At 65.5% G+C, this 23,546-nt stretch carries 20 protein-coding genes; 10 read left to right on the top strand and 10 right to left on the bottom strand.

What is annotated here, in order from left to right; translation table 11 throughout:
- Positions 1-31: 31 nt before the first annotated feature.
- The 5 genes from AC5Y21_RS23795 to AC5Y21_RS23775 form a co-directional block, all read right to left on the bottom strand.
- A complete protein-coding gene (locus AC5Y21_RS23795) occupies positions 32-1,108 on the bottom strand; it encodes a PDR/VanB family oxidoreductase (protein WP_499916175.1) in 1,077 nt (358 codons plus the stop codon).
- A gap of 11 nt (positions 1,109-1,119) precedes the next feature.
- A complete protein-coding gene (locus tag AC5Y21_RS23790; RefSeq protein WP_499916173.1) occupies positions 1,120-2,898 on the bottom strand; it encodes an SDR family oxidoreductase in 1,779 nt (592 codons plus the stop codon).
- 17 nt (positions 2,899-2,915) lie between these two features.
- On the bottom strand, positions 2,916-3,824 hold the full coding sequence (locus tag AC5Y21_RS23785) for a metal-dependent hydrolase (RefSeq protein ID WP_499916171.1): 909 nt from the start codon (positions 3,822-3,824) through the stop codon (positions 2,916-2,918).
- 45 nt (positions 3,825-3,869) lie between these two features.
- The gene (locus AC5Y21_RS23780) at positions 3,870-7,115 is read right to left on the bottom strand and encodes a thioester reductase domain-containing protein (protein WP_499916169.1); all 3,246 of its coding nucleotides are present in this window, start codon (positions 7,113-7,115) and stop codon (positions 3,870-3,872) included.
- 702 nt (positions 7,116-7,817) lie between these two features.
- Positions 7,818-8,831: a diacylglycerol/lipid kinase family protein gene (locus AC5Y21_RS23775; protein WP_499916167.1), complete on the bottom strand. Its 1,014-nt coding sequence runs from the start codon at positions 8,829-8,831 to the stop codon at positions 7,818-7,820.
- 273 nt (positions 8,832-9,104) lie between these two features.
- Here AC5Y21_RS23775 and AC5Y21_RS23770 point away from each other — a divergent pair, with 273 nt between their 5' ends.
- The 4 genes from AC5Y21_RS23770 (at position 9,105) to AC5Y21_RS23755 (ending at position 12,892) form a co-directional block, all read left to right on the top strand.
- The gene (locus AC5Y21_RS23770; protein ID WP_499916165.1) at positions 9,105-9,974 is read left to right on the top strand and encodes an oxidoreductase; all 870 of its coding nucleotides are present in this window, start codon (positions 9,105-9,107) and stop codon (positions 9,972-9,974) included.
- Between the two features lie 128 nt (positions 9,975-10,102).
- Positions 10,103-11,077 carry a DMT family transporter gene (locus AC5Y21_RS23765; protein ID WP_499916163.1) on the top strand — a complete coding sequence of 325 codons (975 nt, stop codon included), beginning with the start codon at positions 10,103-10,105 and terminating at the stop codon, positions 11,075-11,077.
- A 613-nt stretch (positions 11,078-11,690) separates the two neighbouring features.
- The gene (locus AC5Y21_RS23760) at positions 11,691-12,257 is read left to right on the top strand and encodes a CDP-alcohol phosphatidyltransferase family protein (protein ID WP_499916162.1); all 567 of its coding nucleotides are present in this window, start codon (positions 11,691-11,693) and stop codon (positions 12,255-12,257) included.
- The gene (locus AC5Y21_RS23755) at positions 12,254-12,892 is read left to right on the top strand and encodes a lysophospholipid acyltransferase family protein (protein ID WP_499916160.1); all 639 of its coding nucleotides are present in this window, start codon (positions 12,254-12,256) and stop codon (positions 12,890-12,892) included. Before AC5Y21_RS23760 ends, AC5Y21_RS23755 begins: the two co-directional genes overlap by 4 nt.
- A 6-nt stretch (positions 12,893-12,898) precedes the next feature.
- Here AC5Y21_RS23755 and AC5Y21_RS23750 read toward each other — a convergent pair whose 3' ends face one another.
- Together AC5Y21_RS23750 and AC5Y21_RS23745 are read right to left on the bottom strand one after the other, a co-directional pair.
- A complete protein-coding gene (locus tag AC5Y21_RS23750) occupies positions 12,899-13,501 on the bottom strand; it encodes a hypothetical protein (RefSeq protein WP_499916158.1) in 603 nt (200 codons plus the stop codon).
- A gap of 7 nt (positions 13,502-13,508) precedes the next feature.
- Positions 13,509-14,456, bottom strand: coding sequence for a phosphatidate cytidylyltransferase (locus tag AC5Y21_RS23745; RefSeq protein ID WP_499916154.1), 948 nt, complete (start codon positions 14,454-14,456; stop codon positions 13,509-13,511).
- A 589-nt stretch (positions 14,457-15,045) separates the two neighbouring features.
- Between AC5Y21_RS23745 and AC5Y21_RS23740 the strand changes: the two genes are divergently transcribed.
- The 4 genes from AC5Y21_RS23740 to AC5Y21_RS23725 all read left to right on the top strand — a co-directional run bounded on the left by AC5Y21_RS23740 (position 15,046) and on the right by AC5Y21_RS23725 (position 19,186).
- On the top strand, positions 15,046-15,978 hold the full coding sequence (locus AC5Y21_RS23740; protein ID WP_499916153.1) for a TIGR03619 family F420-dependent LLM class oxidoreductase: 933 nt from the start codon (positions 15,046-15,048) through the stop codon (positions 15,976-15,978).
- Between the two features lie 105 nt (positions 15,979-16,083).
- Positions 16,084-16,932 carry a thioesterase family protein gene (locus AC5Y21_RS23735; protein ID WP_499916184.1) on the top strand — a complete coding sequence of 283 codons (849 nt, stop codon included), beginning with the start codon at positions 16,084-16,086 and terminating at the stop codon, positions 16,930-16,932.
- The gene (locus tag AC5Y21_RS23730) at positions 16,929-18,488 is read left to right on the top strand and encodes an AMP-binding protein (protein ID WP_499916151.1); all 1,560 of its coding nucleotides are present in this window, start codon (positions 16,929-16,931) and stop codon (positions 18,486-18,488) included. Before AC5Y21_RS23735 ends, AC5Y21_RS23730 begins: the two co-directional genes overlap by 4 nt.
- Before the next feature lie 107 nt (positions 18,489-18,595).
- Positions 18,596-19,186 (top strand): TetR-like C-terminal domain-containing protein, encoded by a 591-nt coding sequence (locus AC5Y21_RS23725; RefSeq protein ID WP_499916149.1) that lies wholly within the window; start codon positions 18,596-18,598, stop codon positions 19,184-19,186.
- A gap of 13 nt (positions 19,187-19,199) precedes the next feature.
- On the opposite strand, the gene AC5Y21_RS23720 is transcribed toward AC5Y21_RS23725, so the two are convergent.
- Complete coding sequence (locus AC5Y21_RS23720; RefSeq protein ID WP_499916147.1) at positions 19,200-19,685, bottom strand: SRPBCC family protein; 486 nt, start codon at positions 19,683-19,685, stop codon at positions 19,200-19,202.
- Between the two features lie 176 nt (positions 19,686-19,861).
- The gene (locus AC5Y21_RS23715; RefSeq protein WP_499916145.1) at positions 19,862-20,680 is read right to left on the bottom strand and encodes a hypothetical protein; all 819 of its coding nucleotides are present in this window, start codon (positions 20,678-20,680) and stop codon (positions 19,862-19,864) included.
- A gap of 310 nt (positions 20,681-20,990) precedes the next feature.
- Here AC5Y21_RS23715 and AC5Y21_RS23710 point away from each other — a divergent pair, with 310 nt between their 5' ends.
- Both AC5Y21_RS23710 and AC5Y21_RS23705 read left to right on the top strand, forming a co-directional pair.
- Positions 20,991-21,851, top strand: a complete 861-nt coding sequence (locus tag AC5Y21_RS23710) for a Rieske (2Fe-2S) protein (protein WP_499916182.1) — start codon at positions 20,991-20,993, stop codon at positions 21,849-21,851.
- The gene (locus AC5Y21_RS23705; protein WP_499916143.1) at positions 21,848-22,327 is read left to right on the top strand and encodes a hemerythrin domain-containing protein; all 480 of its coding nucleotides are present in this window, start codon (positions 21,848-21,850) and stop codon (positions 22,325-22,327) included. The genes AC5Y21_RS23710 and AC5Y21_RS23705 overlap by 4 nt, the downstream gene beginning before the upstream one ends.
- A gap of 22 nt (positions 22,328-22,349) precedes the next feature.
- On the opposite strand, the gene AC5Y21_RS23700 is transcribed toward AC5Y21_RS23705, so the two are convergent.
- Positions 22,350-23,474 carry an FAD-dependent oxidoreductase gene (locus AC5Y21_RS23700; RefSeq protein ID WP_499916141.1) on the bottom strand — a complete coding sequence of 375 codons (1,125 nt, stop codon included), beginning with the start codon at positions 23,472-23,474 and terminating at the stop codon, positions 22,350-22,352.
- Positions 23,475-23,546 lie beyond the last annotated feature (72 nt).

Genomic DNA, 23,546 nt, shown 5'->3' with positions numbered 1-23,546 from the left:
CTGACGATGTCCGCAGCTTACCGAGGGCCGGTCAGGCGTCGATCACGACGCGACCGCTTTTCGCCCGCGACACACAGACCAGCATTTCATCCTCGCCCTCCACGGCGCGCCCGCGGCGATCGACCTCGCCGCCCAGCACCTTCACCTTGCAGGTTCCGCAGAACCCTTGCTGGCACGAATACGCGGTCGTCGGGTCGCCGTCGAGCATGACACCCAGCGCCGACCGGTTCGCCGGCACGCTGAGCACCCGCCGCGAGCGCGCGAGTTCCAGCTCGAACGGCACACCGTCGACGACCGGCGGGGGACTGAACCGTTCGTAGTGCAGTGGCGCGTTGGCGTGCTCGTTGCGCGCCGTGCGCACCGACTCCAGCAGGCCGGTGGGGCCGCAAACATACACCGCGGTCGTCGGGCCGACGTCGGCAAGCAGATCCTCCGCAACAGGGATGCGGCCGCGCTCGTCGTCGGCCCACACGGTGACCCGCTCCGGCGCCACCGCCACCACCTCGTCCAGCAGCGGCATGTACTCACGGCTCCGACCGGCATACACTGCGCGCCAGTTCATTCCGCGCTGCTGAGCCAGCTGAATCATGGGCAGGATCGGCGTCACGCCGATGCCGCCGATCACGAACAACAGCTCCTGCTCATCGGTGACAAGATAGAACGCGTTGCGGGGACCCTCGAACTCCAGCGTGTCGCCCACGTCGAAGGCGTCGTGCATCTCGATCGAGCCGCCGCCGCCATCGGCGATCCGACGCACGGCGATGCGGTAGTCGGTGCGCCGCCCGGGCGAGCCGCAGAGCGAGTACTGCCGACGGCGGCCCGAGGGCAGCCGTACGTCGATGTGCGCGCCGGGGGTCCAGGACGGCAGCAACGCGCCATCGGGGTCGGCCAACGTCAAGACGACAACGTCGGGTGCGACCAGGTCACGGCTTGTGACGACCGCGGTGCAGGTGCGCTGCACCGGCGCGATGCGCGACGGGTTCCACCGCGACAGCGACGCAAAGCCGCCGAAGAGGGCACCCGCGCCGGTCAATGCGGTGAAAAAGCGGTCGCGCGAGCGGCGGCCATACAAGTCGGCAGGTCTACTGCTCCAAAGGGTCTGTGACACGGGAAGTCTCGCTATCTCTGTCTGATGTCTAATCGCGCGAACAGGCGAAGGGACGAGGGGCTGATGCGGCGCGCCGCATAGCCGACCCGGGACTCAGCCGCGATCGGCAACACTGCCGGGCCGGTCCGGACTGCTTTGACAATCGCCTTGGCGGTGGCTTCGGGCGTGTAGTTACGACGCCGGTACGCGGCGTCGGCCTTGTCGCGGGCGTGTTCCTGCTCGTCGGCGGTCATACCCGCATAGACCATGCTCTTGGCGAAATTCGTGTTGACGAATCCGGGACACACCGCCGTGACCGTGATGCCGTCGTCGGCGAGATCGGCACGCAACGATTCGCTGAACGCGAGCACCGTCGCCTTGGTCGTGACATAGGCGACGGCGGATTTGAACGGCACATACGCCGCGGCCGACGACACGTTGATGATCGTCCCGCCCTGGCCTCGCTCGACCATCTGCGCGCCGAACGCCCGGCTGGCGCAGATGACGCCGCGCACATTGACCTCCATGATGGCGTCCCACTGCTCCGGCGTCGTCTCCAGGAAACGGCCCGCCAACCCGATGCCGGCGTTGTTCACCAGGATGTCGACCACGCCATGCTTGTTGTGCACTTGTGCCGCAAGGTTATTGATCGCCGCTTCGTCGCTGACGTCGACCTGGTAGACCGCGGCTTCGGCGCCGGCGGCCCGGACGGCGTCGGCGGTTTCCTCGCCGCCGGCGAGATCGCGGTCGACCACCAGGACGGTGGCGGCACCTTGGCGCGCCAACTCCACGGCGGTGGCCCGGCCGATCCCGGCGCCTGCCCCGGTGACCAAGGCGAGCTTGCCTCGGACGGCACGGCGGCCGGTGCCGATGACGGACTCGGCCGCCGTAGCCCCGCCTTCTATGACCAGGTCGACCCACTCGCCGGTGAGCCGGGCGATGACGTCGGGACGCGACGCGACCACCCAGTGCCCGCCTTCGATCGGGACGACCCTGCTGCGGGCCGGTATCGAGCCGGTGAACCGCTGCAGGGCAGGCGACACGAAGTAGTCTTGGCGCGCGGTCAACACCTGCACCGGGACGCTGGTCTGCGGCAACTGCGGTCCGGGCGACAGCAGCGGCCGCGGCATGTTGGCGCGGTACAGGTTGAGCCCGTTGAGGTAATCGTCGACCGAGCGGTAGTCTGCACGGTACTGGGTGCGGGTGCTCGACCGGCCGATAAGTTCAACTGTCTCAAAGATTTTCGCACCCAGCCCGGACCGGGCCGCCGCCTCTGGGGCGCGCGGGGTCAGCAGGAACCAGATGTAGCCGGAGGCGAAGAACTGTTTGACCACGTCGATCGCGGCGCGGGGGGTGCGCGCCGAGCGCAGAAACCTGCCAGCGTAGGTCAGGTGCGTCCCGGCGACCGACGTGAACGATGCCACCTTGGCCATCACCGAGTCGTCGGTGACCGCCGCCCAGGCCTGAATCGCGCCCCAGTCATGCGCCAACAGATGCACCTTGTCTACGCCCAGGCTGTCGATCACTGTGCCGATATCGGCGACCAACTGGGTGAGCCGATATCCGGATCGGTCTGCCGGCGTTGCTGATTCGCCCGCGCCGCGCACGTCGTAGGCGACGAAGTTGTATTTGCCGTTGTGGCGCTGGCTGAGCTCGTTGGCAACCCCGTCCCACACATGGTGGTTGTCGGGGTAGCCGTGGACGGCCAGGATGGTCGGGCGCCGCTTGTCGATGTCGGTGTAGGCGTGAACCGCCAGGTTTACGCCGTCCGACGCTGACACGCCGGTAGAGGCCGCGTGGATGGTGGTCATGGATTCTCCGCGGAACGTTAGTGCGACGCGCGCGCTGCGGGCGATCGAGCCAGGTAGTCGACCGCGCGTCCCACCCCGCCCAGCTGGGACGGGTGAAAACCAGGCTTGTAGTAGGCGCTGATGACAGGCAGGAATTGGGTCGGCCCGGGCAGCAAACCCCGTCGTGCCGCGGACAAGTAGTCCCGCCAGCGCGCTTTGGTCCGCGGCGGCAAGTGCGGGTCGACCGAGTGCATGAAGCGCACGCCGCGGATCCACAGCAACGCCAGGGCCGGCGTTATCAACAACTGGGTGCGCACCTGCCGCCAGTAGCCGGCACGCAGATGCTTCATCGTGTCGAACGCGACCGCCTTGTGCTCGACCTCTTCGGCACCGTGCCAGCGCAGCAAGTCCAGCATCACCGGGTCGGCGCCGGCGGCGTCGAGCTGCGGGGTGTCGAGAATCCACTCACCCAGAATGGCCGTGTAGTGCTCGAGGGCCGCCACCATCGAGACGCGCTCGAGCAGCCAGCTTTCCCGCCGACGCCGGCTCCAGCGGGGCCGGTCTCCGAGCAGCTTCTGGAACATCCAGGTGACCTGATCGATGAACGGTGTCAGGTCAACGTCATTGGCGGCGAAGTGGTCGAGCACCCCCGAGTGTGCTTGGGAATGCATCGCCTCCTGGGCGATGAAGCCCTGGACGTCGAGCCGCAGCTGATCGTCCTTGATCAGCGGTAACGCATCCTTGAATACCTTGGCGATGAACTCCTCGCCAGCGGGCAGTAGCAGGTGCAGCACATTGCAGAAGTGCGTGGCCATGATCTCGTTGGGCACGTAGTGAAACGGCAGTTTCGCCCAGTCGAATTCGACGTCGCGCGCCTGCAGGACGAGTCGCTCGTGATCGAGCGACTCGTCGTGCCGACCAGTTGCCTGGTCATCGACAGTGAACATGGTGAACCCCTTCGCAGAATATCGCTTTACGACACCGGAGTGTGCTTACGCACTGCATCGGGTCTCGGCCTCGGCCTCCGCGATGAGGCCCTCGCTGCGCACGAAGCGGAGCAGGTCGTCGACCGTTTGGGCCAGTGCCGGCTCGTGCAGCCGAACCTTGGCCAGCGAACGCGCGCGACGGTACTGGGTGTTGTCGTACCGCTTGTCCCGCATCGCAGTGATCTTGCCGGCCGAACGAGTGAGGAAATCGACCAGCGGATACAGCGGATCGCCAGGTCCGGCCAGCTTGTTCACCTGCTCGGTGAACGACGGGATGTCGTGGTACTCGAAGTGGTAGCCATGCCGCTCGGACAACAGCCGGGTGACCGCCATCAGGCCGTAGTACTCATCCGCGGTGATGTTGAAGACGGTGCCCACCTCGTCCGGGAGGTCCGTTTCCATCAACTCGACGATGTGATCCGCGACCAGGTCCGCCGGTAGCAGGCTGATCTGGTTGAGCGCTTCGACGGCCACGCCATGCTGAATCATGAACGCCGTGAGGCGCACCAGGATGTCCTCACTGCTCCCGAAGCCGGCGCTGGTGGGAGAGATGAGCGAGGGCCGGTAGATACGCACGTCGAGTCCTTGGCGCTGGGCTTCCAGCACCAGCTGCTCGGCGACCCACTTGGTTTGCGAGTAGCCGAAGTCCAGGCCGCTCATCGCTTCGTTCGCATCCCACTCGCCGACCACCGGCAGGGTGCTCCAGCCGTATATGAACGTGCTGGACACCAGGTGGAAGGCCTTCCGGTGCGAGGTCATAGCCAGGCGCAACAGCTCCCATGTGCCGCCCACATTGGGGGCCCGCAGGGCGTCGTACGTCCGGACGTAGTTGACCAGGGCGCCGTTGTGGACGATGGCATCCATGCTCTCGGCCAGGCGCTGGAACGCCGCCTCACCGATGCCCAGGTGTGGCTCGGCCAGGTCGCCGCAGATCACCCGCACGCGGTCCCGGACCTCGGCTTCCAGCTCCGGGGACCAGAGCTGAGCCCGGCGCAGCGAGGCGACGATCCGGTCCAGACCGTGGTCCGGGTCCGTGGCGCGCATCAACGTGTGCAGGGTGTAGGACGTGTGCGCGAGCAGGCTGCTCAGCAGGAACGGCCCCAGGAACCCGGTAACGCCGGTGACCAGCACGTCGGTGACTGCGCCCGGACGGGCGTCAGGCAGCGCCGGCAGGGGCAGCTGCGCGTCGGCGCGCATCTGCCTGGTCTCGTATGCCTCGTATTCAGCGGAGATCTGAGCCAGTGCCTGCCGCACGGCGTCGAGCGGTTGCCCGTCCCGATCACCGAACTGGCCGACCAGCCGGAAGAACTCGGCGACCGTCAGGCGCTGCAGCAGCCGCGTGTTGACCTCCTCGGCGAGCTCGCCGGCGCCGTGCTCTTCCAGCAGGGCCTGCAGGTCGTTGCGCAGCTCGGCCAGGCTCACCGAGTCGATGCCGAGGTCGGCGAAGGAGCAGTCCTCCTGACCGGTGAGGTCGTAGCTCTCGATGAGATGGTGGAAGCGCTGCATCGGACCGGCGTCGGCGTCCAGCGGTTCGTGAACGCGCTGGACGTAGGTCGCCAGCGCGGTCATCTTGCCGTCCAGCCAGTGCTGACGACTTTCCCGACGCCTGATCTTCCCCGACGTGGTCTTGGGGATGCTGCGCGCCGGCACCACCGCAATGGTGTGCGGTTCGATGTGGCAGTGCTTGCGGATCGCACGGGCCAGGGCTTTGGTGTCCGGGAGCGCGTTCTCATTGCGCGTCTCGGCGACCACGACCAGCTCTTCCTGTCCGTCGCCTTCAACAGAGAAGGCGGCGACGCAGCCGTGGCGGATTTCCGGTGCCGCCCGTTCCACGATGGCCTCGATGTCGGCGGGGTAGCAGTTGACGCCACGGACGATGATCAGGTCCTTGGTCCGGCCGCAGACGAACAGCTCGCCCTCGTACATGAAGCCGAGGTCGCCCGTCCGCAGGTAGCTGCGGTCGTCCTCTCCGGCGATACGGGCTTCGAACAAATCCGCGGTGGCGTCAGGGCGGTGCCAGTAGCCGTCCGCCTTGGAAGGTCCGTCTACCCAAACCTCGCCGACCTGGCCCTCGCTCAGGGGCTGCTGCGACTCGGGGTCGACAATGCGGACCACATTCTCGGCGAGCGGCTTTCCGGAGCTCACCAGCAGGGCCTGGTTGTTGTTCTCGGGCAGCGTCTTCTCGACCCGCGCGACGTTGTGTTGCAGCGCTCGCTTGTTGACGGCCAGGATCTGGCGTCCGCGCAGCGTCACGATCAGCGTGTTTTCCGCCAAGCCGTAGGCACCGGTGACCGCCTCGGGCTTCAGGCCGTAGGGAGCGAAGCGCTCACGGAAGCGGATGAATGTCTTGGCGCGCAACGGCTCTGCGCCAGTGACTATCGAGTCGAGGCTGCTCAGGTCGAGGCCGACCAGCTCCGATGTCGGAAGCTTGTCCTCGCGCAGGCAGTACTCGAGTGCGAAGTTCGGGCACGGCGTGTGGGTTGCGCGCAAGTCGCTGATGAGCCGCAGCCAGGTCGCCGGCTTCTTGAGGAAGTCCTCCGGTGACATGCCGTGATTGGTTCCGCCGTTCACCAGGATGAAGAAGTAAGCGGAGATCAGGCCCATGTCGTGGTGCTGGGGGAGCCAGCTGACGTTCACCTCGCCGCCGCTGAAGGCGCGGCCGTTGGCGATGACGTTCTCGTGCGTCACCATGACGCCCTTGGGGTCGCTCGTGGAGCCGGACGTGTACTGCAGGAAAAGCACGGGGCCGGGCGTGTCCGCCACGAGCGCTCCGCCGAACTCTCGGGTGGCGTCCGTCGCGAACCAGGGCAGCTCCGGCAGGCGCTGGGCGTCTGACCAGGGCAGCACACCATCGAGGTGGCCGACCATCAGCCGGTAGTTGTACTCGAGCTCCTTGGTCGACAGCACCGCCTTGGCCTGGCTGTCCCGTGCGATGAAACTGAGCTTGGCCAGGCCGGCCTCGAACGCCATGGGCAGGGGAGGGCTGACCGGTACCGCGACGACCCCGATGCGTGCACAGGCGATGAGCGCTGCCACCATTTCCAGGCCTGGCGGGTAGACGAGCAGCGCCCGCTCTCCCTGCTTCAGACCGACCTCGGTGGACAGGTAAGCGGCAAGCTCACGTGTCCTCTCGGCGAAGCTCTGGTAGGTGTACTGCTCGAGCTCTCGGCCGTCGACGTCGACGAATCTGTAGAGGATCTGGTCCGGTTGCTGCTCTTCCCACATCCGCAGGTAGTCAATAAGAGTCTCCATGGGAGTCGCTCCGTTTCAAGTCGGTGTTCGGTTCTGTAACCGCGATCAACTGAGCACTTCCCCCGTCGCAAGTGCTGATGAAGACCGATACTAGCCGCCGATGCGGCTCAAGCAAAGATGTTTGCAAGCTTTTTTTGTGCTACATATGAATTTCACAGCTAACCAGATCCAACGGCATGCATTTCGCTTGCTTGATCCGGATGTGATTGTGTCCGTAGGTACGGATTCAAGTTTTCAGTAGTCGCGATTGTCAGTATCTCAGTAGTCGGTTGGAGCCCTATTTTACCTGGTAAATCCGATTAATACGGAGATACTGAGATGCGAATCTCCGTATCTCAGTATTTAATGATTCGTGCGCGGGGCGTGGCTCGTAAACGACGTTCAGCATTTTCGCCGCTAATATCGAGGACTGATTGGCAAACAAGAACTGCTAAGCATAGGTACCCGATAACCCGCCAGCGGTCAGCGTCGTAGCAACGGGTCGCGGGGGCTCTGCAGCGGCCTCGGGTCGCGCGATCACCAGGCCACCGTCCCATCATCGCAGTGCCCATCAGCTATGACAGCGGTTCGGACATACTGACGTACTGAAGCCGCTTCATCGCACCGTCCTGAGCGCCCGGGATGACCGGCCGGCAACGGACAACGGGTCAGAATCGGGGCGTGTGATTCACGCCACTTGACGCCGACAGCGCGGTCGCAGACCTACGCGAGCGCAGCGACCGAGGGTTCTACCCGCGCGACGCGGATGAGTGGCCCGGCGCGCGCCACCAGCTTGACGATGTCGAAAAAGCGCTCGCCGTCGACGATCGGCGCCAGCGGTTCGTCCTCGGCCTCGATGATCATCTCCCGGCCGTTGACGTCGCGTAGCTCGAAACCACCGCGGATCTTGCCGGTGCGCAGTGCCCGCGGCATCTGCGCGATGATCCTCGACGGCCTGAGGTTTCCCGCCTGGAAGTGCAGCAGCCCAGGCTCGGACGCTTTGGGGAAGAGCCGGAACCCGCCACCGATAACCAGGTCGATCGCACCGGCATGCAGAAACCTGTGTTCACGGGTGGGGACCTCGTCGCCGTCGATTACCACCCGGGCCTGCGTCGGAATGAACAGTTTTGTCGCGTAGTTCGGCGTGATCGCGTGGCCAGGTTGAATCTTGTTCTGCATGTAGTCACGGGCTGACCGGACGATCACTTTCACTACGTCTGCCCGGCCGTGGGTGTGGTTGTCGTAGTACCTGTCGTAGAACCGGTTGCCGACGCCTCCAGCCGCCAGCCCGAAGCAGAGGCGGTGGAATGCCTCGCCGTCCTTGGTTTCACCGTCGAGTGTCAGAGTGTCGAGGCGCATTTCCGGTGGGGGTCGGTCCGCCTGCGCGGCCAGCGCCAGTTCGCGCAGGATCTCCTTGGGCCGCCCCTTTACGCCCGCCTTACGCCCGATGGCGTTGACACTGCCGCCCATGCTGGGTACGAACGTCGGCCAGTCGTGCGGATCGGCGATGCAGTGCTCGGTGTCGTTGACCAGCCAGTTCAGCGATCCATCGCCGCCATCGCTGACCAAGTGGGTGATCCGCGGTAACAGCTCCCCCAGGACCTTGCGGACGTCCTCGGCGGAGTGGGTTTCGTGCACTTCGCCCCACTTGCCGAGAATGTTTTGGAGTTCGCGGCTGCGCCCAGGCGCAGCAATATTCCTGCGGGCGTGCGGATTGAAGATGACGCCTATATACATCCGGGGTCACCCACCCGTGCCTGGCCGATGTGATTCCTCGCCGCGACAGCCGGCGGCGTCGACAAGGATGGCTGACGAGCGGGGTACATCGCGTCCCAATTGAGTTCTCCTTGGGAAAAGACTGCGTCCAGGCGGGATTCCGCGCGGCACCAAGCACGATACCTGTGACGGAGGCGGTTTTAATCCTTTTCCAGCCATCGCCGTTTGAGCCGGCCGGCTCGGTGGCCAACGCCCGGCAGACGCCCTTCACGCCTTCGGTTTAGTGTTGCTGCCATGTCTGATTGGACCGCGGCAGACCTGCCCTCTTTCGCCGGACGCACGGTTGTCGTCACCGGTGCGAACGCTGGACTGGGTGAGGTGACTGCGCGCGAACTGGCCCGGGTCGGCGCCCATGTCGTCCTTGCCGTGCGCGACACGCAAAAAGGTGAGTCCGCCGCTGGGCGCATGACCGGTGACGTTGAGGTGCGTCAGTTGGACTTGCAGGATCTCTCTTCAGTGCGCACGTTCGCCGACGGTATGGACGAGGTCGATGTCCTGGTGAACAACGCCGGCATCATGGCGGTCCCGCACGCGTTGACGGTCGACGGCTTCGAGCGCCACATCGGCACCAACCATCTCGGTCATTTCGCGTTGACCAACCTGCTGCTGCCCAAGCTGACCGATCGGGTGGTCACGGTGTCCTCGCTGCAGCACATCATCGGCTACATCAGCTTCAAGGACCTGCACTGGCAGTCGCGCCCCTACTCGGGCTTCCTGGCGTACGGCCAGTCGAAGCTGGCCAACCTGCTGTTCACCAGCGAGTTGCAGCGGCGTCTGGATGCCGTAGGCTCTCCGCTGCGCGCGCTGGCCGCCCACCCCGGCTGGTCGCACACGAACCTGCAAGGTCGCTCCGGCAACAGGTTGAGGGACGGCCTGGTATTGGCCGCCGACCGCGTCGTGTCCTCGGACGCCGACTTCGGCGCCCGGCAAACGCTGTACGCGGTGTCGGAGGATCTCCCGGGAGACACGTTCGTCGGCCCGCGATTCGGCCTCTGGGGCCGCACCCAGCCGATCTGGCGCACCTGGCTGGCCAAGCGAAAGACCACCGCCGCCGCGCTCTGGGAGCTGTCCGAGCAGCTCACCGAGACCAAATTTCCGCTCTAAGGGCACCGGTATCGGACATTTGCCGCTGGGCACTCGCTTTCGCACTAGAGTCATTGCGAAGAAACTGCTGGTACGCAGCGGGTGTGCTGAGTGGCTTCAGGGGCGGGATCTCGGCGAGGAGGGCAACCATGTTGGAATGGAAACTGCAGATCATCCCGGCGATCTTGGCCCTGCTCGCCGCGCTCTCGGCCGCAATCGGAAGTGTGGTCCGTCAACGGTCCGCTCATTCGGTCACCGAGGAAGAAGTCGGCCACCTGGCGCTGTTCAGCATGCTGGTGCGCAATCGCCGCTGGTGGCTGGGCGGTCTCGGAGATGTCGCCTGCTACATACTCATTGCTATTGCGCTGGACCACGGTTCGGTCATGCTCGTCACCTGCCTGCAGGTGACGGTGTTGCTGTTCGCCATGCCCATCTATGCACGGGTGACCGGCCATCCCATCACACGCTCGGAGTGGGTGTGGGCGATAGCGCTGGCCGCCGCGTTGGCGTTGCTCATCAAGGTCGGAGATCCGACGGTCGGCAAAGATCGGGGCGCGATCAGCGACTGGCTCATCGTGGCAATCGTGATGGGTCCGGCGTTGGTGTTGTGCGTACTGGGGGCCCGGATTTTGAAAGGCCGTCCGGCCTCGGCAGTGCTGCTGGGGGCGGTGTCCGGATCGTCGATGGCGTTGTTCGCCGTGCTGACCAAGGGCATTGTCCAAGTGATTCATCATGGCGGCCACCACTTGCTGCACACCTGGGAGTTCTACGTATGGATCCTCGCCGGGGTTTCCGGGATGATCTTCCAGCAGTCAGCGTTCCGCGCCGGTTCGCTGACCGCATCGCTGCCGACGATCACCGTCTTGAAGCCCATAGTGGCCGTGATACTGGGGATCGCCGTGCTCAAGGAGACGTTGCAACTAAAAAGTGGCCCGGAATGGGCTTTGTTGATAGCGATAACGGTGCTGGTGATCGTCTCGACGGTGATGCTGGCGCGAGGTGAGGCCGCAACCATATCGGAGGATGCGGAGGAAGCCGCGCATCACGAGGCGATCAGCGGCGAACCGCACGCAGTTCCGTCGGACCAACCGAAGAAGGTGACGTCGGAACCCCTGAGCGACTGACGCGCGCTCTCGCGGGGCGGCGATTGACCGAAAATCGGGCAAGACGCGTAGTCCTACTCATCCGCAGCGGCCCGCGGCCCAGCATGCTGATCGCATGCCGCCCACCAAGCTCCGCAAGGTCGACACCGACACACGGCACCTGACCGCGAGGTCGCACGTCCGACACCAGGCGGCCGCAAGAATTCCGCAAGAGTTTCGCGAAGATGTGGCAAGCCGAGTGCCGCAATCTATGTGCGCTGGGCCACAACGGCCGACTCGCTTCCGTCTCCGCCGTCCCGAAGTTGGGACCGGTAGCGCCACCGACGGTGTCCACTTGCCCACAGACATGGGCCCACCCGGGACCACGATCCGCCGAAAGGATGACACAGTGAGCGCCACCCGCGACAGCGTCCTGACGCTTCACAGATCGCGCACGCTCGCCACGACCGACACGACTCCCCGGGTCAGGGCCGTCACCGCTGTAGCGCCGCTGCCTAGCACTTCACCCGCTCCACGGAAATGGCGGCAGCTGGGCCTTTACGCGCTCAAGCCCTGGTACACCCGTCGGCTCACACCAATCGTCAATGCTGCTGTAGCACAGAGAATCTCACCAGACGTCTTTACGGCGGCCGGGGTGGTGGCAGCGGGTGCGGCCGGCGTGGCCGTCGCACTGGGCTGGTGGCCAGTCGCCGCGCTGTTTCTCGCGCTGCGCCTGGCCGGGGCCAATCTCGACGGCGCAGTCGCTCGCGCCCGCGGAGTGAGCCGGCCGTGGGGGTTTGTCGTCAACGAAATCGGTGACCGCGCCTCCGACCTGCTGACCTTCGCGGGGCTGGCGGTCTGGGCTGCACGGCAGCACGGGCCGGGCCTGCATTTCCTGTCCTGGCCGGTGCTCATGGTCCTGGGGGCGGCCCTGGCCGCGACGCTACCTACGTTCGCGTCGCTGGCTGCGGCTGGTGCCGGTGCAGAGCGGCGCAACGGCGGCCCGTTGGGCAAAACCGAGCGCTGCCTATTCGTGCTGGTGGCCACCGCATTTCCGGTGATCCTGCCGGTGGTCTGCACGCAACTGGTGAACGGTTCGCTGATCACCACGGTGCTCCGACTGCGGGCCGCGCGCCGCGAGTTGGCCGTGCAGGAGCCACACCGGGAGGCTGCCGAGATCGCGGTGGCCGCCGAACCGTTGGTGGGGGTGCTGGCATCATGACCGCAACCAGAATCTCGAGTGCGCTGCGGCGTCGGCTGTGGCGGGCGGCGGCCGCCGTTTCGGGCGGGCTGACCGTGACCGGGCGGTGGACCGTGGCCGGGGGCTGTGTGGTGGTGGCCAATCACTCTTCGCACGCCGACACCGCGGTGCTGCTGGCCGCATTACCCTCCACAGCCCAGCCCGTCTTCGCGGCGGCGGCCGACTACTGGTTCGACGTGCCGCTGCGCCGTTTCATAGCGTCCACGGTGGCCGGCGTGCTCCCGGTGCGGCGGTCCGGTCGGGGCACCTATGCGGAGTTGCTGGCCGCGGCTCGTCCGGCGCTGATGGCCGGACGCACAGTCGTCATCTACCCGGAGGGCACCCGCTCAAAGGACGGGAGTATAGGGGAATTCCGTTCCGGTGCACTGCGATTGGCGCGTGACTGCGGTGTGCCGATCGTTCCGGTCGCGGTGCTGGGCACCGCCGACGTGCTGCCCAAGGGCACCAACTTCATCTCACCGGCCCCGATGCAGGTCCGCATCGGCCAACCCGTCGACCCACACACCGTCTCGGGATCGCAGTTGCGGGAGCAGGTGACGACACTGCGCGGAGACCGCCTGCCGAAGCCATCCCACCGGTACGCGCTGGCTGCGTGAGATCCGCTAAGACCAGGCCGCGATCACCGCGGAGAGCGCGGCGGTGAAAACAATGGTCGCGACGATCAAGTAAACGCCGTAAAAACGTCGCAGCCAGCGATGGAACAGGCTGGACAGCAGCCACAGCACCAGCCCCACCGTCGAGATTCGCAATCCACGCTCAAGCAGTGTCCAGCCGGCCAGCCTCCACAGCTCTACGCCGTGTTCACCGGCGGCCCGGGCGTACACCTTGACCGGGATGCCCGACAACGCCTGATGCATTATCGCGCTGGGCCCTTCGGCGAACTGGCCAACGGCCATCGCCGCCATCCGCGGGGTCGTCAGGGGTGCCGGCAGCACGACACCGCGAGACGTCAGCCACGCGTTGGTCAGCACACCGAGCACGGAGCCGCCGATCACCGCAGCGGCCAACGGCATCACGCGGCGCGGCACCGCAGCGGCGAACAGCACCAATGCCATCTCGGCGACGATGAACCAGCTCAGCGCCTCGGCATACCCCCACAGAAACGCCAAGGGCAGGCCATACGGGCCGGCGACGAAACGGGCGATCGCCGACCAGACCCGTGATGGGCGGTCCTGCGGGCTGGATTCGTCACGCATGGCGCTCATCGGCACCTCATCCGAGAAGATACGCCAGCGGGAGAACCAGCAACAGTGAGTCGATCCGGTCGAGCAGACCTCCGAAGCCCGGCAGCCACGAGCCGGCGTCCTTGACCTGGGCCTGTCGCTTCACCATCGACTCGACGAGATCGCCGAGCACACCGCCGAACGCGACCGCGATGAGCAGACCGACCGAAATCGTGCCGAGCAGCGTAAGCACAAGAAACGCCCCGATGACCGCGCCCACCAACCCGCCGACCGTCTTGTTGGGGCTCAACGGAGACAACGGCCGACGGGCCCAGCCGAAGTGGCGCAACCCTTTTCCGCCGCACCAGGCAGCGACGTCGGCGGCGGCCGCCGCGAAGCACACCAGATACGCCTGCGACCACAACACCACCAGGTGCGCCAACGACCAGCAAATCCACACCGAACCGAACGCGGTGAACGTGGTACGCCTGCCACCATGTTCGACATCGCCGCTGAGCACCGACGGCAGCGCACAAGCCAGCACGACGATCGGCGCAAGGCTCAGCAGCGATGGACGCAGCCACGCCGCGACCGGATACAACACAGCCAGCCCCAGTAGCAACCCAAGGTCGACCTTGCCCAGATTCACCAGGCGCTCGTACTCGGCGACCGCGACCACGGCCAGCGTCGCGGCCAATACCGCAGTTGTGCCGTGGCCCAACCAGATCGGGATCCCCACCGCGGGTGCGATCATCATCCAGCTCGTCCAGCGCTGGATCAACTCCCGCTTGCGTGACGAAAGCACCGCGATGCCGGCGATCGCCAGGACCGCCACCGTAACCCACATGAAGAACACAGACCGCGAATGCAGATGGATGTGCAGCGGACCCAGGTCGAAGTTAAGTGGCAATCGGCGATCGAAATGCAGGATTCGCAGGTAGCAGTCGACCAGCATCAACGCATCCAGGTCAGTGGGTCCACATCGGCCTTCCGACAAAAGCGCTGTTCCTCAACGCATATCGCGTCCATCGTCAATGCGACACCGTCGCGCCAATCATCCGGCGGACGGTTCGTTAGGTCCATATGGCCATCGAACCCCACGCACAGCAGCACCCCGGGCTCCATGGCCGCTAACGCTAAGGTCACTGTGCCCTGCGGACTACCGCTTTCGACGAATCCGCCGTCAAGGTCGTGTTGCTGGGCGAGACGCAAGAATTTCGCATGAATTCCGCGACGATGTGGCAAGCGGCGTGCGGCACCGTATGTGTTGTCGGTCAGAGCGACCGAGCCCGCGAGGGACTCACCTTGCAACACGAAGGAACGACACCGTGAACACCGCCCATACCCTCAAGCAGCTGATCGCGGGGGCGTTGCTGGCAGGTGCCGTCGCAGCCGCTGGATTTGGGGCCGGCAGCGGCCGAACGTCCACTGTGTACAGGCCTGCGGGGTGTCCCGTGGGACAGTATTGCGGCCTGCTGGGGCGTTGAGCGCAAGGAGGATTCGTCGACCTGCATCGCGCCTGCCCGTCAACGGGTAACCCCGAGCACAATCTCGATCCGGCGCGAGAAGATCGGTTAACGTACCGAATGGCCTCAATACAGCTCTCGATGGGAATCCCGTCGTTCTCCGCCGACCAGCCCACCAACTGGGAGCACCTGACCGAGTGGGCACAGCTGCTGGAGCGCTGCGGGTTCGACCGGTTACTGGTGTCGGAGCACATCGCATTCGGGATGAACATGGACGCTTACGCGGACCCGAAGATTGGCGGAACCAGCGGCGGCCGCCAGCCCACCGGCCCCGACGGGCACTGGTTGGAACCGCTGACGACGCTGACCTATCTCGCCGCCAGGACGCAACGCATCCGGATGGGAACGAATATCCTGCTAGCCGCGCTGCGTCCGGCCGCGGTACTTGCGAAAACCCTCGCCACCATGGATGTTTTGTCGGGTGGTCGCATCGACCTCGGAGTGGGCGTCGGCTGGCAACGTGAGGAATACGAGGCGGTCGGGGTCGGCTTCGACAACCGCGGGAGTCTGCTGGATCAGACACTCGAGGTATGCCAGCGGTTCTGGCGGGAGAACGAGGTCAGCTACCAAGGGCCGGGGCTGAGCTTCGACCGGATACACCAGATGCCCAAACCCATCCAATCGAGCGGAGTGCCGATCTGGGTGAGCGGAACGGTCAACCGTGCGGTTGCTCGCCGCCTGGCCCGCTTCGGAAAGGGTTGGATCCCTTGGGGATCGGACGCGAAAGACGTCGCCGCCGGAATCGAGAGGATGCGCGCCGCGGTAGAGCGCGCCGGCGGCGACCCGCACGGGTTCGGCGTCGCGGGCACACTGCGGGTCAAGGCCGATGCGGATGGCCGGCCCGATCTGGCGGCGGCGACCGCCGCTGCGGTACCGCTCGTGAAAGCGGGGGTGACCGACCTCAGAATGACGCATTGGCCGCTGCCGGCCGACAACCGGGAGCGCGACATCGCCGCGCTGGCCGCAGCAATACACGATGCTACCTGCGGTTGACCAGCCTGCAAGGCTGGCGGAATGGGTCGTATCGTGCGACTAGAACACAAACTGTAATGTCTACTGTTGATCACGCAGGAGGAGACATTCGATGATGGCTACACAGTGACCGAGCCGAATACGGCACCGTACGATGTCGATCCGGTGATTTCGCGGCCGTACCTCGTGCGCAACGAAAACCACTATGTGCCAAACGAAATCGCGCGCGGCGGCTGGGGACCGTCGATCAGCGGCCACGTTGTCGGCGGCCTGCTGGGCTGGGCGGTCGAGCGCGCGGTAGACGACCCGCAACTGCAGCCTGCTCGGCTTACCGTCGATCTTCCCCGACCGACCAGGCTGGAACCGCTCGAGGTACATACCCGCGTGCAGCAGGACCGACGGCGACTCCGGCTCGTCGAGGCCGTTGTCACCCAGCATGGGACGCCGGTGGCACACGCAAGCGCACTGTTCCTGCGGCGCGGCCCGCAGCCCGACGGACAGGCTTGGTCGCAGCCAGTGCAGATGCCGCAGCTTCCGCTCGACCAAGACGGTGCCAACCCGTCACTTTTCATCCGGACCTACGGCTGGGGCAGCGGCATCCAGAATCCCGATCCGGAGTGGACCGAGACGCCTGGGCCGAAGTACACGTGGTTGCACGAGACGCGCCCGTTGATCGATGACGAGCCGCTCACCCCCTTCACCCGTGCGGCGATGGCCGGTGACATCACGGCGTCAATTGCCAACTGGGGCACCCAGGGGTTGCAGTTCATCAATGTCGACTACACCCTGACGCTGAGCCGGCTGCCCGAAGGGCCCCATCTCGGGCTCGCCTCACTGACTCACTCCAGCCACGACGGGGTGGCCAGCGGCTCGGCCGTCCTCGTCGACCACAAGGGTCCGGTAGGGACTGGCGTTTCAGTGGCGATAGCACAGTCGGGATTCCGTCCAGTATCGGAAAAGCCGCGAGCTGGATGAACAGCGAGGGCGATGCCGGCGGCAAGACCTTTTGGGCACTGGTCGCCGACGCGGCGCAGCACCATCCTGACCGGCCGCTGCTGGCCGATGACCATGGACGCTCCCTCACCGCGCGCCATCTGCACGATGCCGCGTGCGAAACGGCTGCCGCGTTCGCCGAGCGCGGGATCGGCACGGAGACAGTGGTGTCCTGGCAACTGCCCACCACGCTGGAGACCGTGGTCGTCATGACGGCGCTCGCCCGGCTCGGTGCGGTGCAGAACCCGATAATCTCGATACTGCGGGAACACGAGGTCAGCTTCATCACCGGCCAGCTCGAAACTGAATTCCTTGTAGTGCCAGAACTTTGGCGTGGTTTCGACCACGGAGGGCTCGCCCGGGAGTTGTCCTCGGACAAGGGTTTCGGCGTCATTACCGTCGACCTGACGACACCCCCGATCGCCGGAAGGCTTCGGCTGCCCAGGGCAAGTGCTGATGGGCTCGCCGCGCCACCGGCTCACGCCACCGACGCCCGATGGATTTACTACTCGTCGGGGACTACCGCATCTCCCAAGGGGATTCGTCATAGCGACGCGTCGGTGATGGCCGGTTCGACGGGCGTCGTGGGCATGGTCGGTGCGACCAGCCGCGATGTGAATCCGATTGCTTTTCCGATCGCACACATCGGCGGGGCAGCGATGCTGGCCGCCGCGTTGCTCACCGGCATGCGACTAGTGCTGTTCGAGACATTCGATCCAGCCACGACACCATTCCGGATCGCGGCGCACAAGCCGACATTTCTGGGCACCGCGACCCCTTTCTTCGTGGCGTACTTGGAGGCTCAGCGCACGAACGGCGATCAGCCGCTTTTCCCGTCCCTGCGCGGTTGCCTCGCCGGCGGCGCACCGATAACCGCCGATCTAGGGGGTCGGGTGCGCGAGGCCTTCTCGGTGCCAGGTATCGCCAACGCCTGGGGGCTCACCGAGTTTCCGGTCGCGACCTCACCGTCTCTTACCGCCCCGCCGGACGTGCTCGACTACACCGTTGGTGCGCCGGTACCGGGGGTCAGCGTCCGCATGGTCGACGATCGAGAAACCGAACCGCCGGTCGGGCATGAGGGGGAGTTGCGGCTCAAAGGTCCGCAATGCTTCCTCGGTTATGCGGACGCCGCACTTGACGCCGACGCGTTCGATAACGACGGCTGGCTGCGCACAGGCGATCTCGGGCTCATCGACACGAATGGCAATGTCCGTGTCACAGGCCGGATAAAAGATGCGATCATCCGAAACGCGGAGAATGTCTCAGCGCTCGAGGTCGAAAACGTGCTCGTCAGCCATCCCGAGATTGCCGATGTTGCGGTCATCGGCGTGCCCGACCGCGACACTGGCGAGCGCGTATGCGCTGTGGTGGTACCTCGTGCAGGCGACACGGTGTCGCTCGAATCCCTCGTGCAGCACTGCCGTTTGCGTGGGCTGAGCCGCTACAAATTCCCCGAGCGTCTCGTGGTAGTCAATGCGCTACCGCGCAACCAATTCGGAAAAGTAATCAAAAAGGACCTGCGCGAGACATACGGCTGAAACAGTTGCGGGCTGCTCGTTCCGCTGCGTCGGCCAGGGGTGCGATGATGCATCGCCTCAACCTGGCATACGGTTGATTCGGAATGGGTTCGGGTAGAGAAACGCATATGCAGCCGTCGCACGGGCCCGAGGATTCCGTGGAGGCTATACCCCCGGACATCCGGGCTCGCGTGATGCCCGCGGTACTCGATGAACTGGCCCGCTGGGGTGTCGAGCGGTTCAGCGTCGAGGCGATGGCAGAGCGCCACCACCTCGATACGGCGATGGTCTACCGCTACTGGGGCGATCGTCAACGCCTGATCGTCGATGCTGCTCTGGGCGACAACGAAACCTTGCGTTCGGTAACCGACACGGGTTCATTGCGCGGCGACCTCCTGGCGTTGGCGCGCAGCGTGACCGATCACGTCAACAGCGAGGTCGGCCGCACGTTTGTGCGGGCGCTGGTGATGAACCGTCGCGCGCGTCACGACGAAGGCACTCGAATGCTGTACTGGCGGGAGCGTTTCGCGGTCTTGCGCGAAATAGTGGATCGGGCGCGCGAGCGTGGCGAACTACGCGAGGGAGTGCATCCGGTCGCTGCCGTTCAAATCGTCGTGGCGCCCATGTATGTTCGCGCGCTTTACTCCGAGGATGCTATCGATGACGACTATTGCGCGGCCATCGCCGACCTGGCCTGGCATGCGCTGGCCCGCGAATAGGCCGGCCCGGCGCTTATCCCCGTGGATAACCCCGTCGTACGGTGCGGTCGAGGATGCCCAGCGTCGCCCGTAACGCACCTTCCGAGATCACTGGAAAGATTCCAGCATCGCGCCACTTCGCGTCGATATTCGACCAGTCGTAGAACGAGGTGACCACCGTGGCCGCGCCGTCGTCAGTGGGCTGCAGCCGGTAGCCGTAGACATGACCGATCTGCGGACGGATCTGGCCGAGAATCGTCCACGCGATCACCCGATCCGGTTCGAACTCGGTGATCTGCACGGTGACGTCGTACTTGCCCAGTTGCGGAAAGTCGTTGAGTGACTCGCGATCCATGTGGACGACGAAGCTTTGACCGACGGCACCCACTGGATCGCCTTCGGCGTCCTGCAGCATCCCCGACGAGTCGATCGCGACATGGCCCTGCGGGTCGCACAGCACCGCGAAGATCTCGGGCGGGGGCGCCGCGATGGTGCGCTGGGTCTCGATACGTTCGGTCATCAATCCTCACAACCGCCGACGACAGGGTCGCCGCTTACTCTACGACCGCCGCGCGGGTGTTTGCCGGCGTGTAGCGCGCTCGAGTGTGAAGCACACGACGGCCTGTCGGCGTGTCGCGTCGCACGATTCGCAGTCGGCAGCGACTGCCAGGCCAAATCGCCTCAATTGCAGCGTGTTTAGTGGTGCGTCCGTCGCCTGATCAGCCAAATGACGGCCGCCCCGCCGCACAGAATGACCGCGGCGAGCAAGGACTGCAACCCGACGACCACGAACGCGTTGACGTCATACCAACCGGCATCGCTGACACACTGATAGCGAACGCTGGTCCCCGACTGGCCCGGTTTATAGCTGTAGCCGGAGGAGCTGCTCACCAGGTGATACGGGCTGCGGCACACGATCCCGCTCATCCACAGTGCGCTCGACGGAAACACTGCGATGAGCGCCGCTGTGCCGCCGACGCAGAGGCCGATCGCCCCGCCGATGATTGCGGCGACCGCCCCGAACCGATCGGCCCCGGTGAGCTTGCTCCTTGGTCGCTGGTAGCCGATCCTGGTCGGCTGACCGAACGTCTGCGGGTGCACGGATTGGGAACCGTGACCGGTTGCGGTGTCGAATCGTTGTGCGCCGTCCTGGCCCGAATAGACCACCGAGTGACCGGATTTGATCGTGATGCGGCCGTTTTGCAGCACGCCGTCGATTTGTGTCTGCGACATACCCGCGTCGGCCGCTGCGCGCATGAACGCTTGTCGAAGCTGCGCTATTTCGGGACGTGACGGCCCGCCGGGCCCTGCAGGCTCACCCCTTCGTATCCCTTCCCACAAGTCTTGGGCATGCCGGCGTGCCCGCGCGTCGGCACTGTCCTGTTCGGCACCTGCCTGTGCGTCGGAGAATTGAGCCGGCTGCTCCGCAACCGGTTCCGCGCGAAGCGCCGCCTTCAGCTCGGCCAGCTGACGTTCCAGCTCGGCTATGCGCTTCTCAGGGTCGTCTTCGGTCACCCCCAGATGGTCGCACGGTGTAGGCCGGCGAGGCAGCTATTCGCCACTACGCCGATTGGCGATGAACTGAGTGCGCCGCCAACTCGTGAAACTCATATGGCACCCCGCGAGACAGGGAGCCTGTCACGCACCACACGTGCCGGTTACCTGCCTGCTGGACGGCGGCGGCGTCGCGCTGATCTGAGGCGCCGCCGTGCAGCCGGTGACTCCAAAACGGGAGTGAACTGTGGCTGAGCTATCGATCGATGCCGAAAATTCGCCCCGGCAGACCGGGTCGCGGGCACTGAACGCGCTGGGGCGCCAGACGTGGCTGGATCGGCCGAGCTACCGCCTGGAGCACGTCTTGACGTTTGGTTTCGCATCGCTTGGGCGCCATCGTGAGCGCGTCGCCAACCTTTTACACGGCACCTGGCTCGGTCATCCGCTGCATCCCGCGTTGACGTCGTTGCCGACCGGAGCGGCGGCGACCTGTCTGGCGTTGGACGCCGTCAGTGTGTTGCCCGGCACCGCAAAGGAATTGCAGGACGCGTCACAATACGCGTTGGGCGTGGGCATCGTCGCGAGCCTGGGCGCGATGGCAACCGGTCTCACCGATTGGCAGCACACCCACGAGCGATCCCGTCGAATCGGCTTGGTACACGGTATGTCGAATCTGATTGCCACAGCCCTGTACGCGAAGTCGTGGCGAGACCGCCGTCGAGGCCGACGTGTCCGTGGGGTGGCCGCAAGCACGGTCGGTTATGGGATAACCCTTGCCAGTGGCTATTTGGGCGGCGCGCTGGTGTACGGGTCGGGCGCGGGTGTGGATCGCTCGGGTGCACGGCTGACGAGCGAAGCCTGGACGCCGGTGCTGCCGGTAACGGCGCTGGACGGGCGGCCGCAACGGGTGAAGGTGGACGGCGTCGGGTTGGTCCTCTACCGCGACGACGGACAGGTCAGGGCAGTCGGCGAACGGTGCCCGCACCTGGGGGCTCCGATGCGCGACGGCTGGATCGACCGAGGCCGAATCGTATGCCCATGGCACGGTTCGCATTTCGCGTGTACGACGGGCGAGGTGCTGCGCGGGCCGGCGACCGCGGCGCTGCCGTCCTACCCGACCCGCATCCGAGAGGGAGTGGTCGAAGTACGTGGCGGTGCATCAGTGCCCGCGCGACAGGGAGTCTCCGAATGAATGCCTATGATGTGCTGTTCGAGCATCACAAGGTGCTACGTGGTTTGTGTAAGCGGATTACCGCGATGCCGCCCGCTTCACCCGAACGCCGGCGGACGCTGGATGAGCTGTTGATGGAATTGGACATTCACATGCGCATCGAAGACGACCTGTTCTATCCAGCTGTCTCGGCCGCAAGCGAATTGGTCGCGATCGCGCACGCCGAGCATCGCCAAGTGTGGGACCAGCTCGCGGTGTTGCTGCGCACGCCGCCGACGGCGCAGCACTACGAACGGGAGTGGCATTCGTTTGTCACCGTTTTGGACGCCCATGCCGACGAAGAAGAGCGCGACTTATGCCCCGCGCCAGTGGATTTGGGCGTACGGGTGCTCGACGAGTTGGGTGACAGGATGCTCGGGCGGATGGAACAGTTGCGCCACTCCACATTCGAGAAGCTGCACGTCAAGGGCCGCACCGCGGTCCTTCGTGCCTGGTGATTCTCGTGGAGATTGCAGCGCGTTATCGAACCGGATGGTTTTCCCGCACGCCGCGGTACATGCCCCATCGGACGATCCACGGGATCACCACCCGTTCGACCGACCAGGATGGGAAGCGAAAGGTGTGGCCGGTGGGAAAGAACACCTCCAGCCCGGAGGGCTGTATGCCGAGCAGCGAGCCCCACCGCCGCCCCGGCGTCCGGAAGGTACGCAATTTCCGGCCGGCGAATTCAGCGCGGACGTTGGCGGCCACCAGCGCATCCCCACGATTGCGGGCGGAGCTGCGCAACGGGTCAGTCGCAGCGATGTCTCCGACCGCAAAGACGCCTCGATGATCGGGCACTCGCAGGTCTGGGGTCACGCGAACGAACCCGCGCTCGTCGAGCAGTTCCGGCGGCAGCCAACCGGTATTGGGTCGCACCCGGCCTATCGCCCAGAGCACGGCGTCGGCCGAAGCCTGCCGCTGCCCGGTGGTCCAGTTGACCGGTTCGCTGGTGATCTCATCGCCCGCGAAACCGTTCGACACCACGGCGCGGTGACCCGGATGCAGGCCCACACCGAGATCGGTCAGCCTGCCTTCGATGCGCCGCCAAATCCCCGGGTGATACTCGACCAAAGCGCGCTCTCCGGGAAAGTACAGGTCGACCCGCTTGTCCGGCCAGGTGGTTGCCATGTTGGCGGCGCTGCTGACCGCGGCCGCGCCGCCGCCCACGATGATCACCGAGTCGGCGGCGACCAGCCGGTCGTGTGCGGCGCGTAGGTCGGCGTCGATCTCAGCGGCCGACTGCACCGTCGGCTGCCGCCAGAACCCGTTGGCCACCCCTGTCGAGATGACCAGCGCGTCATACTCCTCGGCGACCGGCGTGCCGTCGTCGCGCCGGCCGAAGACGGTTCGCCCCGCCAGATCCAGGCCCGTCAGCGTGGCCTGGACAATCCGCACACCATCCAAACGGCGGAACCTGTCGAACGGAATCCAGTAGTCACGGGCCCAGTCGTGGGGGCGCGAGAGCCGGACGCCGAGTTCCTGGCCACTCACCAGCCCGGGTTTGACCGAGATGCCGACCACGTCGGCGTGCTTGGCCAAGCGGATCGCGGTCAAGATCCCCACGTCTCCCAGCCCCGCGATGACGACCCGCTTGCGGTTCATGCCACCGTCCCGCGCGTACCGGGCGCCACGCGCGGCGCAGAAATCACGTGCAGCACCAAGGTATGGTCGCAC

The organism is Mycobacterium sp. NGS41 (assembly GCF_059812725.1).
Note: the sequence above shows the minus strand (reverse complement) of the source record. Positions and strands in the feature narration are given on the sequence as shown.

What these genes read in the sequence shown, in the direction of transcription:
- AC5Y21_RS23790 (WP_499916173.1), bottom strand. Translation starts at nt 2,898, where the DNA reads ATGACCACCATCCACGCGGCCTCTACCGGCGTGTCAGCGTCGGACGGC.
- AC5Y21_RS23785 (WP_499916171.1), bottom strand. Translation starts at nt 3,824, where the DNA reads ATGTTCACTGTCGATGACCAGGCAACTGGTCGGCACGACGAGTCGCTC.
- AC5Y21_RS23780 (WP_499916169.1), bottom strand. Translation starts at nt 7,115, where the DNA reads ATGGAGACTCTTATTGACTACCTGCGGATGTGGGAAGAGCAGCAACCG.
- AC5Y21_RS23775 (WP_499916167.1), bottom strand. Translation starts at nt 8,831, where the DNA reads ATGTATATAGGCGTCATCTTCAATCCGCACGCCCGCAGGAATATTGCT.
- AC5Y21_RS23770 (WP_499916165.1), top strand. Translation starts at nt 9,105, where the DNA reads ATGTCTGATTGGACCGCGGCAGACCTGCCCTCTTTCGCCGGACGCACG.
- AC5Y21_RS23765 (WP_499916163.1), top strand. Translation starts at nt 10,103, where the DNA reads ATGTTGGAATGGAAACTGCAGATCATCCCGGCGATCTTGGCCCTGCTC.
- AC5Y21_RS23755 (WP_499916160.1), top strand. Translation starts at nt 12,254, where the DNA reads ATGACCGCAACCAGAATCTCGAGTGCGCTGCGGCGTCGGCTGTGGCGG.
- AC5Y21_RS23750 (WP_499916158.1), bottom strand. Translation starts at nt 13,501, where the DNA reads ATGAGCGCCATGCGTGACGAATCCAGCCCGCAGGACCGCCCATCACGG.
- AC5Y21_RS23740 (WP_499916153.1), top strand. Translation starts at nt 15,046, where the DNA reads ATGGCCTCAATACAGCTCTCGATGGGAATCCCGTCGTTCTCCGCCGAC.
- AC5Y21_RS23730 (WP_499916151.1), top strand. Translation starts at nt 16,929, where the DNA reads ATGAACAGCGAGGGCGATGCCGGCGGCAAGACCTTTTGGGCACTGGTC.
- AC5Y21_RS23725 (WP_499916149.1), top strand. Translation starts at nt 18,596, where the DNA reads ATGCAGCCGTCGCACGGGCCCGAGGATTCCGTGGAGGCTATACCCCCG.
- AC5Y21_RS23720 (WP_499916147.1), bottom strand. Translation starts at nt 19,685, where the DNA reads ATGACCGAACGTATCGAGACCCAGCGCACCATCGCGGCGCCCCCGCCC.
- AC5Y21_RS23705 (WP_499916143.1), top strand. Translation starts at nt 21,848, where the DNA reads ATGAATGCCTATGATGTGCTGTTCGAGCATCACAAGGTGCTACGTGGT.
- AC5Y21_RS23700 (WP_499916141.1), bottom strand. Translation starts at nt 23,474, where the DNA reads ATGAACCGCAAGCGGGTCGTCATCGCGGGGCTGGGAGACGTGGGGATC.